This window comes from Arsenicibacter sp. R0_47, from assembly GCF_057652235.1.
In genome coordinates, this window is sequence record NZ_JBYFCJ010000002.1 from 570,900 (window position 1) to 586,477 (window position 15,578).

The following is a 15,578-nucleotide window of genomic DNA, read 5'->3' on the forward strand; positions in this document are numbered from 1 at the left end:
AAATAAAAAGGTGACCTGCCGGCAGGTCACCTAAATAACGGATAAATACCGTTTTTTATATGATGTAATTATAATTTAATCTGTAGCCTGCTAAATAAAAAACAGCCACCGAAACCCATCTGTACGGCATCATACATGCCCCCCGTTTCGGTATAGTTCGGATCATGACGGGAAGGATAGGCATTGAAAAGATTAGATGCCCCCAGTGTCAGACTGACATACCGCCGGAATGAATAACCGGCTGACAGATCGGTGGTTACGCGTGCTTTGAAGTGGTCAGTGTAATCTTTAGGGTTCGTATCGTAGTAGTGAAAGTTAATCAGGTCAATGGCCGAATAATGCACAAAGCGCAGGTTAAACCGCAGGTTGCTAACCTGGTAATCAAAGGTGAGGTTGGATTTGCTTTTCGGCGCAGAGGCCAGCAGAAACGCCTTTTCCCGCTCATCGAAATAAATAGACTGCTTACTCTGGAGCTGTGTGGTGGTACTAACCCGCTCAACAGTCATGTGGTTAACATTGGTGGCCAGGGAGGTTGTCAGTACGCCGCCGCCGAGCTGCCGGGTATTGGTCAAAACAAGATCGGCACCAAGTGTATTGGTGGTGAGCGCATTGGTAAAGAACTGAGCAAGCCCGACACGGAGGTTTCGTAATGACGCTCCGATCACATCGTCCTGGTCGCTGAACGGACCGGTCAGTACGATGCGGTCGCGGGTTGTAATCCGGTATCCGTCGAGGGTCAGCGTAAACGTTCGGCCTGGCCGGATACTGAAACCGGCGCTGAAATTCCGGGAGGTTTCCTGCTTGAGCGGCGGGATACCGGCGGCTTTCGCCAGGGAGCTCGTACTGCCGGCAATAACCTGATCCACGGCCTTACCGGCGATAAAGTTGGTAACGGTACTGTTAAAGTAGATTTGCGGCAGCGACGGAGCGCGGAAACCGGTACTGGCCGATGCCCGGAAGGTAATGGCCGGCGTCAGCTCAAGCCGGGTCGCCAGCTTGCCGTTCAGTGTACTGCCAAAATCACTATAGTGTTCAAAACGCAAGGCACCGGAAACCAGAATGGAGTTAGTTATATCCAGGTCGGCATCGGCAAACAGCCCTGCATTGGTTCGGGATTTGCGCAGTTCATTCGCCGGCTGGAAGCCCGGGAAACCCTGTGCACCACCCGGCCGGTTTTCGGCGTTCGGGTAATATTTCCAACTCGCTTCGTCACCCGCCGTAATCTGGTAGCTGTCAATCCGGTACTCGGCACCGGTAGCGAGGTGCAGACCCTTTGCTACTGACCGGAACGTGCGGTCCAGTGTAACGTTCGTGACGTTCTGGCTTAGCGAAAACCCGCCGGCATCGAAGCTGGTGGGTGAATTACTGCCCAGGGAGGCGTTCAATGAACCCGCAACCGTATAGCGGAACTGATTGTGGCCGAACGTGTTACTGAGGTCAGCTTTCCACTCACCAAACTGCATTTTTACACCTGTCGCCAGCGAAATATCGCCGATTGCTGACTGAATGCGGGGGTCGAAACCGTTTGGATAAATCGCGGGAACGTTACGGATACTTTCGGCCGTACGGGTCCAGGCATAGGCATCCGTCTGCCGCTGATTAAAAATACTGAATGCATAAAATTCCGCTTTTTCGCCCAGGGGGAGTGATGCATTCAGCAGCAGATTCAGGTTGCGGGCCGACGCCTCGCCGAATTTATTCCGGGGGGCTGCATCGGGAAAGGCTGACCGGTCGACCGGCCGGTATGTTTTGTCGCGACTGGTGTAGTCAGCCGTGAGGCTGAGGAAGCCTGACTTACCCAGCCGGAAGCCATAATACGTATTTGCATTGAGCAGCTGGCCATCGCCTTTGCTATAGATACCGGTATTGAGGTTCGTCATGCTTTCGTTGACGGTCGATTTGAGGACGATGTTAATAACCCCGGCAATCGCATCTGAGCCGTATTGGGCGGCAGCTCCGTCGCGGAGGATTTCGATCCGCTCAATCGCTGCTATCGGAATAGTATTCAGGTCGGTACCGGTATTGCCCCTGCCACGGCTTCCGAACAGGTTGATGAGCGACGACTGATGGCGCCGTTTGCCGTTGATCAGGACCAGCGTCTGATCGGGGCCAAGCCCGCGCAGGGCCGCAGGATCAATGTGGTCGGCCCCGTCGGCCCCGGACTGTTTATTGGCGTTAAACGACGGGGCAATGTATTGGAGTGTCTGGCTGAGGTCGGTCTGTGCTACCGAGCGGGTAAGCTGCGGTATTGGCAGTAAATCAACCGGAACAGGTGTTTCGGTTGATGTCCGGTTCAGACTGCGGGTGCCGACAATCTGGATTGTCGCCAGGCTGGTTGACGTACCGGATAGCTGGATAACCATGCCGGGTTGCGCCAGGGCCTGAACGGAATTGTAACCCATAAAACTGAATACAAACGTAGTATGAGCAATTGTTGGCCGCAGCACGAACTCGCCCTCTGAATTGGTAAAAACCCGGTTCGTCGTAAATTTTTCAATGACACTAGCTCCCGGAAGCGGGCTACCAAATTGGTCCGTTACTTTACCACGGATAGCAGGCATTTGCGCAAATAAAGTAACCTCATACAAGGTAAAGAATAATAGTAATAAATACTTTTTCATATAGAGTACATTGTGGGCTAAACTGATAATGCATTTAATTCAATTGTGTCGTAATAAAAGGAATAAATTTTCTTTTATCAATAATTGATACAAGATTCATTTGTATGTGTAATAAAAAAAGCCGGACCTGCTTAAGGTCCGGCTTTTGATAGTCAAAATCAGTTAGTTGGGTTACACCAGCATGCGCATCGGATCTTCCAGCAACTGCTTGAACGTTTGCAGGAAGGCCGCGCCCGAAGCACCGTCTACCACGCGGTGGTCGCATGACAGCGTTACTTTCATGACGTTGGTTGGTTTCGGGGTATCACCGTCGAAAATAACGGTTTGCTTGATACCACCGATGGCCATGATGCAGGCATCCGGCGGGTTGATGATGGCCGTAAACTCGTCGATGCCGAACATACCCAGGTTTGAGATCGAGAAGGTGCTGCCTTCCCAGTCTTTCGGCTGAAGCTTACGTTCTTTGGCCTTGCCCGCCAGGTCTTTCACCTCACCGGCAATGGTCGACAGTGTTTTTTGGTCGGCGTTCCGCACAACCGGTACGAGCAATCCTTCGTCGACGGCTACTGCCACGCCGATGTTCACGTACTTGTAGCGACGGATTTTGTCGCCCAGCCATGAGGAGTTGATCGCAGGATGTTGTTTCAGGGCCAGTGCAGCGGCTTTGATCACAAAGTCGTTGAACGATACCTTGGCCGGGGCTACCTGATTTACTTTGCCGCGCAGATCGATGGCCTTGTCCATGTTGATTTCCATGGTCAGGTAGAAATGCGGAGCGGTAAACAGGCTTTCGCTCAGACGGCGGGCAATCGTTTTCCGCATCTGCGTAACCGGCAGGTCTTCGTACTCGCCCGCAGGGACAGGAGCTGCAACCGGCGCAGGTGCAGGCGCTGCGGCAGGAGCCGGAGCAGCAGCAGGCGCTGGTTTTGCAGCGGCCGGTGCCGGCGCTGCCGATGGCGAGAAGCCTTCTACGTCGGCTTTCACGATGCGGCCTTCCGGACCTGATCCTTTTACCTGTTTCAGGTCAATGCCTTTCTGGTCGGCGATAGCTTTTGCCAGCGGAGACGCTTTTACACGGCCGTCGCCGTTGTCTGAGGTTGCCGGAGCCGCAGCTGCCGGAGCCGCTTCGGCTTTCGGCGCTTCAGCAGCGGCCGGTGCCGGTGCGCTGCCACCGTTCAGTAAGGCCTGGAAGTTGGCGCCTTTTTCGCCGATCACGGCGATTACAGCGTCAACGGCTACAGATTCGCCTTCTTTCACCCCGACATACAACAGGGTACCTTCTTCGTAGGCTTCCAGGTCCATCGTTGCCTTATCGGTTTCAACTTCGGCCAGGATATCACCTGATTTTACGGTATCGCCTTCTTTTTTGTGCCACGCCACGATGGTTCCTTCGGTCATCGTATCGCTCATTTTCGGCATCCGGATAACCGTTGCATTCACGTCTTCGGCCGGAGCCGCAGGGGCGGCGGGAGCCGGAGCGGCTTCTGCTTTCGGGGCCTCGGCAGCCGGAGCCGGAGCCGGTTCAGCGGCTGGTGCCTGGCTGCCCCCTGATTCACCGTTCAGCAGCGCTTTGTAATCTTCGCCTTCGGCACCGATTACCGCAATTACAGCGTCGATAGGCACGGCCTGTCCTTTTTCAACGCCAATGTATAATAACGTACCTTCTTCGTACGACTCAAGGTCCATTGTGGCTTTGTCGGTCTCAACCTCGGCCAGAATATCGCCTGATTTTACTTTGTCGCCCACTTTTTTATGCCATTCGGCAATGACACCTTCGGTCATGGTGTCGCTCATTTTGGGCATCCGGATTAGTTCAGCCATAGTAGGATGTGTATCGGATTGGTCAGTTAGGCTTCAATAAACGTTCAAAATTAGCGGAAAGCCCGGAATCTTTGCTAACCTCTGTAAAGATTCGATTGAGTATTTCTCCTATATTCGGGATATGTTTCTAAACCAATTCCTATAATGTCTAATTTAAATACCACCGTCAATAAAACACATACCTATGATGCCATTGTAATCGGCTCCGGCATCAGTGGCGGATGGGCGGCTAAAGAGCTTTGTGAAAAGGGCTTAAAGACACTGGTACTTGAGCGGGGACGCATGGTAAACCACGTGGAAGACTACCCGACTGCCAACCTTGAACACTGGGAATTTCCGCACCGCGGCGCGCTTACCGACGAAGACAAACAGGCTTATCATATTCAGACACGAAGCGGTTTTGTCAACGAAACGAACAAGCATTTTTTCAATAACGATCTGGATGCACCTTACACCGAAACCAAACGCTTCGACTGGATACGGGGCAATCAGGTAGGGGGGCGGTCGCTGATGTGGGGCAAACAGTGTTACCGCTGGAGTGACCTTGACTTTGAGGCGAATGCCAAAGAGGGCATCGCCATTGACTGGCCGATCCGGTACAAGGACATCGAACCCTGGTATACCTACGCCGAGAAATTTGTCGGTATCAGCGGCGAAAAACTGGGCCTCTCGCACCTGCCCGACGGCTATTTTCTGCCGCCGATGGAAATGAACTGCCTCGAAAAGCACGTTCGTAAGCAAATTGAAAGCAGATTCAAGGGCCGCCACATGACCGTTGGCCGCGTAGCTCACCTGACCGAACCCCAGCCGTGGCACCTCGAACTGGGCCGGGCGCAGTGTCAGTACCGCAACCGCTGCTCACGGGGATGCCCGTACGGGGCCTACTTCAGCAGCAATGCCGCGACGCTGCCGGCCGCCAACCTGACGAAAAATCTGACGGTCCGGCCGGGCTCGGCAGTGCATTCCATCATTTTCGACGATAAAACGCAGCGCGCTACCGGCGTCCGGATTGTCGATACCGAAACGAAGGAGATGGTTGAATTCTACGCGAAAATCATCTTCTGTAATGCATCGACCCTCGGAACAACCAGTATTTTGCTGAATTCGACGTCAACCCGCTTCCCGAACGGGATGGGTAACGACAGCGGCGAGCTGGGCCATAACCTGATGGACCACCACTACCGCCTCGGCGCGATGGGTGGCTACGAAGGCTTCGAAGACCAATACTATAAGGGACGCCGGCCGAACGGCATTTTTATCCCGCGTTTCCGCAACCTGGATGCCGCCACCCGTACCGATAAATTTTTGCGGGGCTACGACTACCAGGGCGCTGCCGGTCGCGGTAACTGGGGCCGTGGGGTGAATACCGAAGGCATTGGCGGTGCGTTTAAAGACTCGCTGCTCGATCCGGGTGGCTGGGGCATGTCACTGGTGGGTTTCGGCGAGTGCCTGCCTTACCACGAAAATCACGTGACGCTGAATCAGGACAAGAAAGATAAGTGGGGCCTGCCGACACTGACCATCGACGCGGAGTTTAAGGATAACGAAATGAAAATGCGGGAGCAGATCAAGGCCGATGCCGTTGAGATGCTCGAAGCGGCGGGGCTGAAAAATGTAACGCCGTTTGATTACTCCGGCGGCATCGGGGTAGGGGTGCACGAAATGGGCACGGCCCGTATGGGACGCGATCCGAAAACATCGGTCCTGAACGGCAACAACCAGATTCATGCGGTACCAAACGTATTCGTCACCGATGGCGCCTGTATGACCTCGTCGTCGTGTGTGAACCCGTCGATCACGTACATGGCCCTGACCGCCCGCGCCGTGGATTTTGCCGTCAACGAAAGCAAAAAGGGGAATATTTAATTATCTAAAGTGCGAAAGACAGAAAGAGCGGTCGCCGCGCGGTGAAATCCTGCCGGATATAAAGCGAACCTTAAGTAATCACCGCTCTTTCACTCTTTCTGTCTTTCGCTCATTCACTCTTTAAAAAGCCATGCAACGAAGAGAAGCACTCAAACATACCGCGTTATTTTTTGGCTATGCCGTATCGACGGCGGCCTTGACCGAAACCTTTGTGGCCTGTTCGCGGGAGGCCAAACTCGACTGGAAACCGGAGTTTCTGTCGGCTAATCAGGCAAATACGGTGGCCGAAATGGCGGAGACCATTTTGCCGAAAACGAAGACACCGGGCGCAAAAGAACTGGGCGTACCACAGTTTGTAGACAAAATGGTAAAAGACCTGCTCTCGAAAGAAGAGCAGCAGGATTTCGTGGCAGGCCTGGAAAAAGTAGATGATACCAGCAAGGGCGTATACGGAAAGGCGTTCACAGAATTGACAACACAGCAACGGGAAGAACTGCTGCTTAAGCTGGATAGGGAAGCGGCTAAACTGCCGCCGTCGGTATGGGGTATCCGGCTGGCGCCACCGTCGCCGACTGCTTTTTTCCGCCGGCTGAAGGAGCTGACCTTACTGGGGTATTACACCTCACAAAAAGTCGGTAAGGAAATTCTGAGTTTCGATCCGCTGCCGGGCGGTTTTACCGCCTGCATGCCGCTGGCTGAGGTCGGCCACGCGTGGAATGAATAGAAAAGAGTGGTGGCACGACTTTGACAGGGCCGCCTGGCGGTCGTGCCACCAATATGAACTACTTCACCGTCAATTCCGCGACGACCGGCAGGTGGTCGGAGGCGTATTGCTCGTCGATGACGCGGGTCGAAAGGGGCTTTACACGACCACCGTTGCTGTACAGGATAAAGTCAATCGCGCGGTTCGGCTTTTCGACCGGAATCGTCGGCTGGCAGTCCTGACAAGTGCGGGTAAACCGCTGCTCCAGCTGCCGGAGCACTTTGCTGTCGGCCAGGGCGTTGAAATCGCCGCCGAGGATAACCGGCAGGGTAGACCCCTCCAGATGTTTCAGAATCAGGTCGGCCTGCGTCAACCGGTTGGCTTCTTTCAGGTCGAGGTGGGTGCAGGCAAAGATGAGCTTTTGCCCGCGTCCGGCATCGACCGTAATGGTCGCCAGTGTTCGGACTTCGCCCCCGATGGCCGGGTCGATGGGCAGGATAATCCGCGACGAATCCACAATCGGGAATTTCGACAGCACCGCTACCCCATAATCGCCGCCCTGGTGGTCAATGGCTTTCGAAAAATAAGCGTGCATCCCCGTCAGCCGTGCTAGTTCCCGCGCCTGATGTAAGCCCTTGCCCGACCGTTCGGTGTTGACATCAACCTCCTGCAACGCCACCAGATCTGGCTTTTCCTTGTTAATCACCCGCGCAATGGCTTCCATGTCGATTTTGGCCCCTGCCGACGGCGGATTGCAGTGGTGGATGTTGTAGGTCATCACGGTAATGCGTTTTGCCTTGGCGGGCGCATCAATCGTGCAGGCGGCTGCCAGTGAGGGCAGTAAGGCAATCAGGAAAAGAAAATACGAAATACGGTTGAGCATATTGGTTTCGGTTCTGAGACGTTAATTACGGGTTTTTCGCGGAAGGTTGTACTTGCCAACCACCTCGCCGTCGTCGCGGATCATGGTCATGGTCAGGTTTTTGGTCGTCGCGTGCAGCTTGATCAGGGTCCGGTTGCCTTCCAGTGGTCCCCCGCCAATCACAATCGGAAAATTGTGGTTGCTGTCGGGATCGTGGGTGCCGTACTTGTGTGTATGACCCGAAAGCTGGAGGTCAATATTCGCCTTGTTCAGCAGCGGACCAAACACCTCGCGGCAATGCATTGGCCCGTGCCAGTCGCCGGAATGGTAATGCGGAATGTGAATCAGCACCACGCGGAACGCCGCTTTTTTGAACGCCGGACTGTCAATCTCCTGTTCAAGCCATTTTTTCTGGGTTTCGCGGTAGCGGTCAAATGCCGATAATCCACCGTATTCGACACTGCTGTCGGCCTTATCTTCGCCCGAGTCAATGACGACAAACCGCACCGGCCCCTGCGTAAAGGCATAGTAATATTTGTTGTCAGGGTACCCGAAGTAGGCCGGTAACTGGCGCGAAAAGCTGCCACGACACTCGTGGTTGCCCTGGGTGAGCAGGAACGGCACTTCGCTGGCAAACACCTCAACTGCCGGTTGCAACAGGTGGTCAATCAGTTGCTCCTCGCTTGCAATCCAGTCGAAGCAGTCACCGTTGAAAACCACAAAGTCGAAGTCGCGTTTGTTGCCGGTATAGCCGTGGCGGTAGAGTAGCTGCGGAATCGTCTGCGGCCGGTCATGAATGTCGTTCATGATCACCAGCTTTACCTCCTCCTGATTTTCCGACGGGGTTTTAAAGCCATACATCGGGCTACTGATGCTTTCGCCGAACTCCACCTTTGATCCTTTGTAGCCCAGAACCTCGGTCGAGACAATCCTGTATTTGTGCTCCGTGCCGGGCTTGAGGTCGGTCAGGGTGATTTTGTTAATGCGGTTATTGGCCTCAATCAACCCGTTCACATACCCGAACTCGCGTTTAGAGGTATAGGTCCCGGCCCCGTATTCGACCCAGCTAAAGCAGTTTTTGCCGGTAATCCACATGATGGTGGCCTCATTGGGGCCAATGTGCTGGAGGTAAGGCCCCACCACAAACCTGTTTTTTTCGTCGGCGACCGCCGCCTCACCGGCCAGCGTGCCGGTCACAGGCAAGAGGCTCAGCGCCCCCACCTGTGACATTTTCTGTAAAAAAGCGCGTCTGTCTGAATGCATAACTGTATGGGCGACCCCGTGGGGTCTTTTGAATTGGGCGACCACGTGGGGTCGCCCTTACTCCCAGTTCGGGTTTTGGGTCAGGTTCGGGTTAAGCAGGCGTTCCTGTTTCGGGATCGGATACAGGTAGTCGCGGGCCTCGTTGAATTTCTTCGTAATATGGCCATTTACCACGATGTTGCCACCTTTATTGCCGTTTTCGAGCTGAATTTCGCTGCCTAGTTTCAGCAACTGCGCTCCCGGAACCGTTGGTTTGGTGCCTTCGTAAATCACCAGATCGATCTTGCCGTTTTTGTCGAGGTCGTAGCTGCCAGGACCCGGGAAGTACATACCCTTAAACTGCTTCGTCAGCAGCTGGCCTTCTTTCCAGCGGATAAGGTCGTCCCAGCGGAAAAAGTTTTCCATAACCAGTTCGATCCGGCGCTCCCGGCGGATTTCCAGAATTACGCCCTGATTGCTGCCTTTGACCTGCGTATACTGGGCCACCAGATACGGATCGGGCTGGGCATTGGCTTTGGCCAGATCCATGTTCGGCATGCCCACCCGGTCGCGGATTGGTTTGATGGAGCGGTCGAGGTCGGCTTGGGTAAGCGTCCCCCGTTCGGCTTTGGCTTCGGCAAAGTTGAGCAGCACCTCCGCATACCGGAAGATCGGCATGTCGGTGATGTCCTTATTGAAGGTATCCCACTTCGGCGTTGAGACAAACTTAATCAGCTGATAGCCGGTTACGGTCGCGCCGAACTCGGGTACCAGTGGCGTTGTCTCGCCGATCCGCGTGTAGCCCGGCGTGCGGATGGTCTGGGTCAGACGCGGGTCACGGTTCTGCACTTCGTCGTAAAACTGCATGGTTTCATAGCCCTTGATGTCGGTAAACCGCGAGCCATCGGCCATAAGGTAGCTGTTTACCAGTTTCTTTTCCAGACCCGGCTTGCCATAGGAGGCGGTCATGGTGTAGTAATTCAGGTTGTGATAGGTCTGGAGTTCATCGCTGAAATCGCGGGCCAGGATAATCTCATCGGGGATGGCGTTGTCCGACGAAAACAGCTTCAGGTAAGCCGTTGCCGGCGTTGCCTTGTAAATGGTATAACCGCTGCTTTTCATCAGTTCATCGGAAGCCGCGATGGCATCATCCAGAAACTTATCGGCGTTTGGCAGGCTGAATTCGGGATGGTATTTCCGGAACGTACCTTCAAACAGCGCAATGCGTGATTTCAGCGCCAGGGCCGTCCACTTCGTCACCGTATTCAGCTGGCGGGACGCGTCGAGGTTTGCGATAGCATAGTTGATGTCCGCCATAATCGAGTCCATTACCATCGCGCGCGGGTCGCGGGCTTTGGTCAGCAAATCCTGGTCGTTGGTTTCGATAGGGCGCGAGTACCAGGGCACATCGCCGAACCGCTTCACCATCCCGAAGTAGAAATAGGCCCGGAAAAAGCGCGCCAGCCCGTTGTATTTTGCTACGGCCTTTGGGTCAGGGCATTTCTTTGAGTTTTCGAGAAAGTAGTTGATGTTCCGGAGTGTTCCCCAGCTCCAGCCGCCGCCGCTGGTTGGCACCACGCGGGTACCCTGAAGCTCATCGCGCAGGCTGTTTTTCACCACATTGTCCACATCTTCGTTATAGACATCTTCGGCCGACGGCAGGGCATTGTAAAACGAATTGGTGTATAACAGCAGGTCGTTTTCGGTTTTGAAAAACGTTTCCGGCGAAATGGCGTCCTGTGGCAGCAAGTCCAGATTACACGATGCCAGGCAGAGCGTGAGGACGAAAAGACTGATTATTTTTTTCATGGTCGTAACGTTGCAGGAAGGTTAGAAAGTCAGGTTCAGGCCGGCCGAGAACGTTTTTGAGAAGGGATAGGTCCGGCCGTTGGTCCCGTCGCCGTCGATTTGTTCAGGATCAATGTATTTGGTACGCAGCGGCGTGTAGGTGAGCAGGTTTTCGCCGCTGACATATACCCGGAGGCGCGGAATCCGTATCGTCTTCGAGAGTCGTTCCGGCAGGGTGTAGCCGATAACCACGTTTTTCAGGCGCAGGTAGCCGACGTTCTGCATGTACCGGTTGTTGACCGCGTTCAGGTCGCCGCCGCCATTGAGGGCCGTGTAGCCGCGCAGGATCGGGAAATACGCATCCGGGTTTTCGGGCGTCCAGACATCATCCGCGAATTTCTCCGGAACAAACGAGTAGTACGGGCGTGAATACGGCCCCCAGAATTTGTCGGCGTTGTTGCCCGGGTACCAGCTCTTTTTCAGAATACCCTGTGCCAGCAACGACAGGTCGAACCCATTCCACGAACCGCCGAGGCTGATGCCGTAGCGGTAGCGGGCGCGGCTGTTGCCGATAATGCGGAGGTCGCCGTGGTCGTCGAGCGTATTGGCGCCCTGGTCAATTTTGCCGTTACCGTCCAGATCAACGAATTTCAGGTCACCGGCCTGGATTTTGCTCCAGTCGCCGGGGGCGCTCAGCCGTTGTTTGTTAACCAGCGTCTGGTCAACAGGATAACTTTGGGCTTCCTCGTTGGTCTTGAAATAGCCGTCGATGGTATACCCCCAGATTTCGCCGATTACCTGACCCACATAGCGGTTGGACAGGATCTTGTTCGGGTTATCAAATTTGGTGATCACCGACTTAGAATCTGATACCACCAGCGCGGCATTGTACTGGAACGGCTTGTTAGCCAGTTTAAACTGATCGCGCCACGACAGGGCCAGCTCAAAGCCTTTGGTTTGCAGATCACCCGCGTTCTGGGTCGGTACCGATGCGCCGTAGACCGACGGCAGTACCTGACCCGGCACCAGCATATTGGTTGTGTTGCGGATATAGGCATCGACGGACAGGTTCAGCCGGTTTGTCAGGAAAACGGCGTCCAGACCGAAGTTGGTGGTGGTGGCTTTTTCCCACGTCAGACCCGGCGAAATCGGGTTCGGGCTGTTCACGTAGAACTGTTTCTGACCACCGTTGATCCAGCTCGACTGGGCCGTCGGAATGGTGGCGATATACGGGTAAAAGCTCGATGAGTTGGTATTCGACGGCAACTGATTGCCCAGCGTACCATACGATGCCCGTAATTTCAGGTTATTAACCACGTTCCGTAACGGCGAGAAGAACGCCTCGTCGCTGATCCGCCAGCCCGCCGACACCGATGGGAAAAACCCGTAGCGGCGGCCCTCGCCGAAGCGTGACGTACCATCGTAGCGGCCGTTGACTTCCAGCAGGTACTTGCCGAGGTAATCGTAGTTGACTCGGAAAAAGGCCCCGAACAGCGAATACTGGTACGAATCACCGCCCGAAAGCTGCTCGCCGGTGCCCAGGTTCAGGTCATTCAGGCTTTCCGAAAGCAGGTTTTTACGGGCTCCGAACAGGCGCTGGTGCTTCTTGGTCTCGTAGTTAATACCGGCCGTCGCAGCGACATAGTGTTTGCCAAAGGTATGGTTGTACGACGTAAACACGTTGGTCGACATGGTCGGGTCGAACCACATGGTTTTCTTCAACTGATCGACGTTGTAGTTCGGCACCGTCGCCAGAATACCCGGCTGCACCGAGTACTGGGCTACTGCCGAGCGGTACCAGTCATCGGCGATGTAGAACGAGTACGAGTGATTGGCCACCAGGTTCCAGTTCTTCATGAAATCAATCGTAACCGAGTTGATGGTTGTCAGCTCATGCACTTTCTTTTCGCCGCCGGCTACGCCTTTGAGCAGGTTGGCAAACAGACCGTCGCCGATGGAGTAGTTGTTTTTCAGCGTGTTGTAAGTGGCCGTACCGTCAGGGTTCAGCGGGGCATAGGCCGGTAAGGCGTGCACCGTAATGGCGACGAAGTTGGCATTGGCGCCGCCTTCCAGTCCCGGATAAGCATATTTCGAATCGAAATACTGGGTGTTGTTGCTCACCTTCAGCCACGGCGTCAGCTGGGCATTGATCTTGCTGCGCAGGGTATACGACTGGAATTTATCGGTGTTGGTGCGCATGATGCCGTCTTTACCGAAGTAGGAGCCCGACAAAAAGTAGTTGACTTTATCAGTGCCGCCCGACATGTTCAGGTTGTGCTGCTGCGATGGCTGCGACATGTTGAAAATCGTGTTCCACCAGTCGTAGTTGCCGTAGTAGTTGTAGATATCCTTGCCGTTCACATTTTTAACGACCACCCACGGCCGTGCCGGATTTTCAGTTTTGTCGTAGCGGCGGGCTTCCAGTTCCTTGTAGTCTTCTTCCGAATAGCGGGTGTAGCTGTTGCCGGTTGCGCGGATAAAGGCTTCGTCGTTGAGGCGGACCGATTCATACCCGTTGGTCATAAACTTCGTGCTGACGGTCGGTGTCGACCAGCCGAAGTTGTTGGTGTACGTCACGCTCGTCTTGCCGTTTTTCGCCGTTTTGGTCGTAACCAGAATGACCCCGAAGGCGCCCCGTGCTCCGTAAATAGCCGAAGCGGCGGCGTCTTTCAGGACCGATACGGTTTCAACGTCGGCCGGGTTGATGCGGTTAATGTCGCCCGGCACCCCGTCGATCAGCACGAGCGGGCCGCCGCCGTTGATCGAGGTTTCGCCCCGCACGTTCAGGCTGCCGCCCTGCCCCGGCTGACCGGTGCTGAACGTAATGTTCAGGTTCGGGACCATGCCTTGCAGAATCTGAGACATGTTGTTGACCGGCCGGTTTTCAAGATCTTTCGCCTGTACCTGCGAAACGGCCCCTGTCAGGTTTACTTTTTTCTGCGTACCATAGCCGACTACAACCACCTCGCTCAGGGCGCTGCTCGATTCCTTCATCGCGACGGTGATCGTGCTCTGGCTGCTGCTCACCGGCATTTCCATTGGCTCGTAACCGATGAATGAAAACGTGAGGGTTACGGCCCCGCCTTCCGGAATGTTGATTGAAAAACTGCCGTCGGCGCCTGTAGTGGTGCCGCGCGTTGTGCCTTTGATCACGATACTGACGCCGGGCAGGGGCTGGTTGCTGGTATTGTCGCGGACCACACCCGTCACCGTACGCTGTGGCTGTTGCGGAGCCATAATCCGTGTGTTGAGTTGCAGCGACGGAAACGACAGCAGGCTGCTGTGGGCGTTCACCTTCCGGAGCACGATCTGCCCGTTTACCACTTCCCACGACACATCCATTGATCCGAACAGCCGTTGCAGCACACTCGACAGCCGCTCGTTTCGGGCACTGATCGAAATGTGTTTGTCGGCACCGATGATGCGGGGGCTATACACAAACTGCACGTTAGCCGCTTTTTCCAGTTCCTGTAACACATTGCGGAGGGGTTCGCCCTCGGCCGAAATGGACACCGGCCGGTTAAGGAGTTCCTGGGCCGTAGCCGGCAGCGCCCGTGTCAGGCCGGTACTCAGCAAGAGGCTGAGCAGGAGTAAAAAAAAGTTTTTCATGTTGTTTAAGTAATTAATAGATAGAGGATTAAGTTGTGCGTGATTAAGGACAGCCGGGGCCGCCGATGTAGACCTGGGTACCCTGCGTCTGGTGCCGCGCACCAATTGAGAGGCAGATCATGTTGAGTTGTGCGTTCAGGGACAGGTTGGCAAGATTGGCCGTGAGCGTGCAGTTGGCAAATGCCTCCTGATCGAAGGCAATCGTAATGCCGTAGACCTCCTGCAACTCCCGGAATACGTCAGCAACCGGGGTATCGCTGTAGACAAAATGCGTTTTAATGGCTTCCGGCCGCAGCACTACCGGCTGGTCGGCCAGGGCTTTTACAATCCGGTTATCGGTGCGGTAGAACGTTGCTTTTTCGTTGGGTTTCAGCACCAGGTTTGTGGTTGCCGTATGGTCGTCGGTCTGGCGGAAAACGGCCACGCGGCCGGTCCGGACGACTACCTCGGCTGTGGGTTTGCCGGCTTTTGCCGTGATGGTAAAGCTCGTGCCTAATACTTTGGTCACCATGCCATTGGCAAATACCATAAACGGCCGGTCAGGATCTTTCTGTACGTCGAAAAAGGCAATCCCTTCCAGCCGGACAATCCGCTGGCCGGCGGCAAACCGGGCCGGATACTGCACGCGGCCGCCGGGCTGGAGGGTAATCCGGCTGCCATCACTGAGGGAAAGGGTTAGCGGTTTCGTACCCGGATTGGTGCGGTCGATGAGCGCAGCGGGTTCTGCCTGGCTGATTACGGCCGATTTGCCCGCCGGTTGGGCAAGCTGCCGGTAGCTATACCAGCCCATACCGAGCAGCAGAATCACGGCGGCGGCGGCCGCCATGCGGTAGTAGCGGCCCGTCAGGCGGCGGACCGGTTGTGTGGCAGAAACCTGGCCGGCCATCTGTTGCCAGTGGAGGTCAACGAACGCGGTTTGTTCGGCCGCCGACAGGGCAGGAGCATTGTCGGCCTGCTGGTCCAGTGCGTCGTACCAGGCGTCAATGAACTGCTTTTCTTCGTCGGTTGCGGTACCGTCGCGGTATTTGGTCAAAAGGGTCCGGAGTAGATGAGGGTCCATGCTTAT

9 protein-coding genes are annotated in these 15,578 nt (G+C 55.1%); 2 read left to right on the forward strand and 7 right to left on the reverse strand.

What is annotated here, in order from left to right:
- Nucleotides 1-68 precede the first annotated feature (68 nt).
- Together AC23NW_RS05620 and AC23NW_RS05625 are read right to left on the reverse strand one after the other, a co-directional pair.
- Nucleotides 69-2,621, reverse strand: coding sequence for a TonB-dependent receptor (locus AC23NW_RS05620; RefSeq protein ID WP_487448232.1), 2,553 nt, complete (start codon nucleotides 2,619-2,621; stop codon nucleotides 69-71).
- 171 nt (nucleotides 2,622-2,792) lie between these two features.
- The gene (locus AC23NW_RS05625) at nucleotides 2,793-4,442 is read right to left on the reverse strand and encodes a pyruvate dehydrogenase complex dihydrolipoamide acetyltransferase (RefSeq protein ID WP_487448234.1); all 1,650 of its coding nucleotides are present in this window, start codon (nucleotides 4,440-4,442) and stop codon (nucleotides 2,793-2,795) included.
- A 144-nt stretch (nucleotides 4,443-4,586) separates the two neighbouring features.
- Between AC23NW_RS05625 and AC23NW_RS05630 the strand changes: the two genes are divergently transcribed.
- Together AC23NW_RS05630 and AC23NW_RS05635 are read left to right on the forward strand one after the other, a co-directional pair.
- Nucleotides 4,587-6,308 carry a GMC oxidoreductase gene (locus AC23NW_RS05630; RefSeq protein ID WP_487448236.1) on the forward strand — a complete coding sequence of 574 codons (1,722 nt, stop codon included), beginning with the start codon at nucleotides 4,587-4,589 and terminating at the stop codon, nucleotides 6,306-6,308.
- A gap of 130 nt (nucleotides 6,309-6,438) precedes the next feature.
- On the forward strand, nucleotides 6,439-7,032 hold the full coding sequence (locus tag AC23NW_RS05635) for a gluconate 2-dehydrogenase subunit 3 family protein (protein WP_487448238.1): 594 nt from the start codon (nucleotides 6,439-6,441) through the stop codon (nucleotides 7,030-7,032).
- Between the two features lie 58 nt (nucleotides 7,033-7,090).
- Here AC23NW_RS05635 and AC23NW_RS05640 read toward each other — a convergent pair whose 3' ends face one another.
- The 5 genes from AC23NW_RS05640 to AC23NW_RS05660 are packed head-to-tail and all read right to left on the reverse strand — an operon-like array spanning nucleotide 7,091 to nucleotide 15,572.
- Entirely contained in the window at nucleotides 7,091-7,894 is an 804-nt protein-coding gene (locus tag AC23NW_RS05640; RefSeq protein ID WP_487448239.1) for an endonuclease/exonuclease/phosphatase family protein, read from the reverse strand.
- Nucleotides 7,895-7,915: 21 nt separating this feature from the next.
- The gene (locus AC23NW_RS05645; RefSeq protein WP_487448241.1) at nucleotides 7,916-9,136 is read right to left on the reverse strand and encodes a purple acid phosphatase family protein; all 1,221 of its coding nucleotides are present in this window, start codon (nucleotides 9,134-9,136) and stop codon (nucleotides 7,916-7,918) included.
- 57 nt (nucleotides 9,137-9,193) lie between these two features.
- Complete coding sequence (locus AC23NW_RS05650) at nucleotides 9,194-10,924, reverse strand: RagB/SusD family nutrient uptake outer membrane protein (RefSeq protein WP_487448243.1); 1,731 nt, start codon at nucleotides 10,922-10,924, stop codon at nucleotides 9,194-9,196.
- Nucleotides 10,925-10,945: 21 nt separating this feature from the next.
- Nucleotides 10,946-14,512: a SusC/RagA family TonB-linked outer membrane protein gene (locus tag AC23NW_RS05655; protein WP_487448244.1), complete on the reverse strand. Its 3,567-nt coding sequence runs from the start codon at nucleotides 14,510-14,512 to the stop codon at nucleotides 10,946-10,948.
- A gap of 43 nt (nucleotides 14,513-14,555) precedes the next feature.
- Complete coding sequence (locus AC23NW_RS05660) at nucleotides 14,556-15,572, reverse strand: FecR family protein (protein WP_487448245.1); 1,017 nt, start codon at nucleotides 15,570-15,572, stop codon at nucleotides 14,556-14,558.
- Nucleotides 15,573-15,578 lie beyond the last annotated feature (6 nt).

Bases quoted from the DNA above. Each gene is read 5' to 3' on its own strand.
- AC23NW_RS05645 (WP_487448241.1), bottom strand. From the start codon at position 9,136: ATGCATTCAGACAGACGCGCTTTTTTACAGAAAATGTCACAGGTGGGG.
- AC23NW_RS05625 (WP_487448234.1), bottom strand. From the start codon at position 4,442: ATGGCTGAACTAATCCGGATGCCCAAAATGAGCGACACCATGACCGAA.
- AC23NW_RS05660 (WP_487448245.1), bottom strand. From the start codon at position 15,572: ATGGACCCTCATCTACTCCGGACCCTTTTGACCAAATACCGCGACGGT.
- AC23NW_RS05640 (WP_487448239.1), bottom strand. From the start codon at position 7,894: ATGCTCAACCGTATTTCGTATTTTCTTTTCCTGATTGCCTTACTGCCC.
- AC23NW_RS05655 (WP_487448244.1), bottom strand. From the start codon at position 14,512: ATGAAAAACTTTTTTTTACTCCTGCTCAGCCTCTTGCTGAGTACCGGC.
- AC23NW_RS05650 (WP_487448243.1), bottom strand. From the start codon at position 10,924: ATGAAAAAAATAATCAGTCTTTTCGTCCTCACGCTCTGCCTGGCATCG.
- AC23NW_RS05620 (WP_487448232.1), bottom strand. From the start codon at position 2,621: ATGAAAAAGTATTTATTACTATTATTCTTTACCTTGTATGAGGTTACT.
- AC23NW_RS05630 (WP_487448236.1), top strand. From the start codon at position 4,587: ATGTCTAATTTAAATACCACCGTCAATAAAACACATACCTATGATGCC.
- AC23NW_RS05635 (WP_487448238.1), top strand. From the start codon at position 6,439: ATGCAACGAAGAGAAGCACTCAAACATACCGCGTTATTTTTTGGCTAT.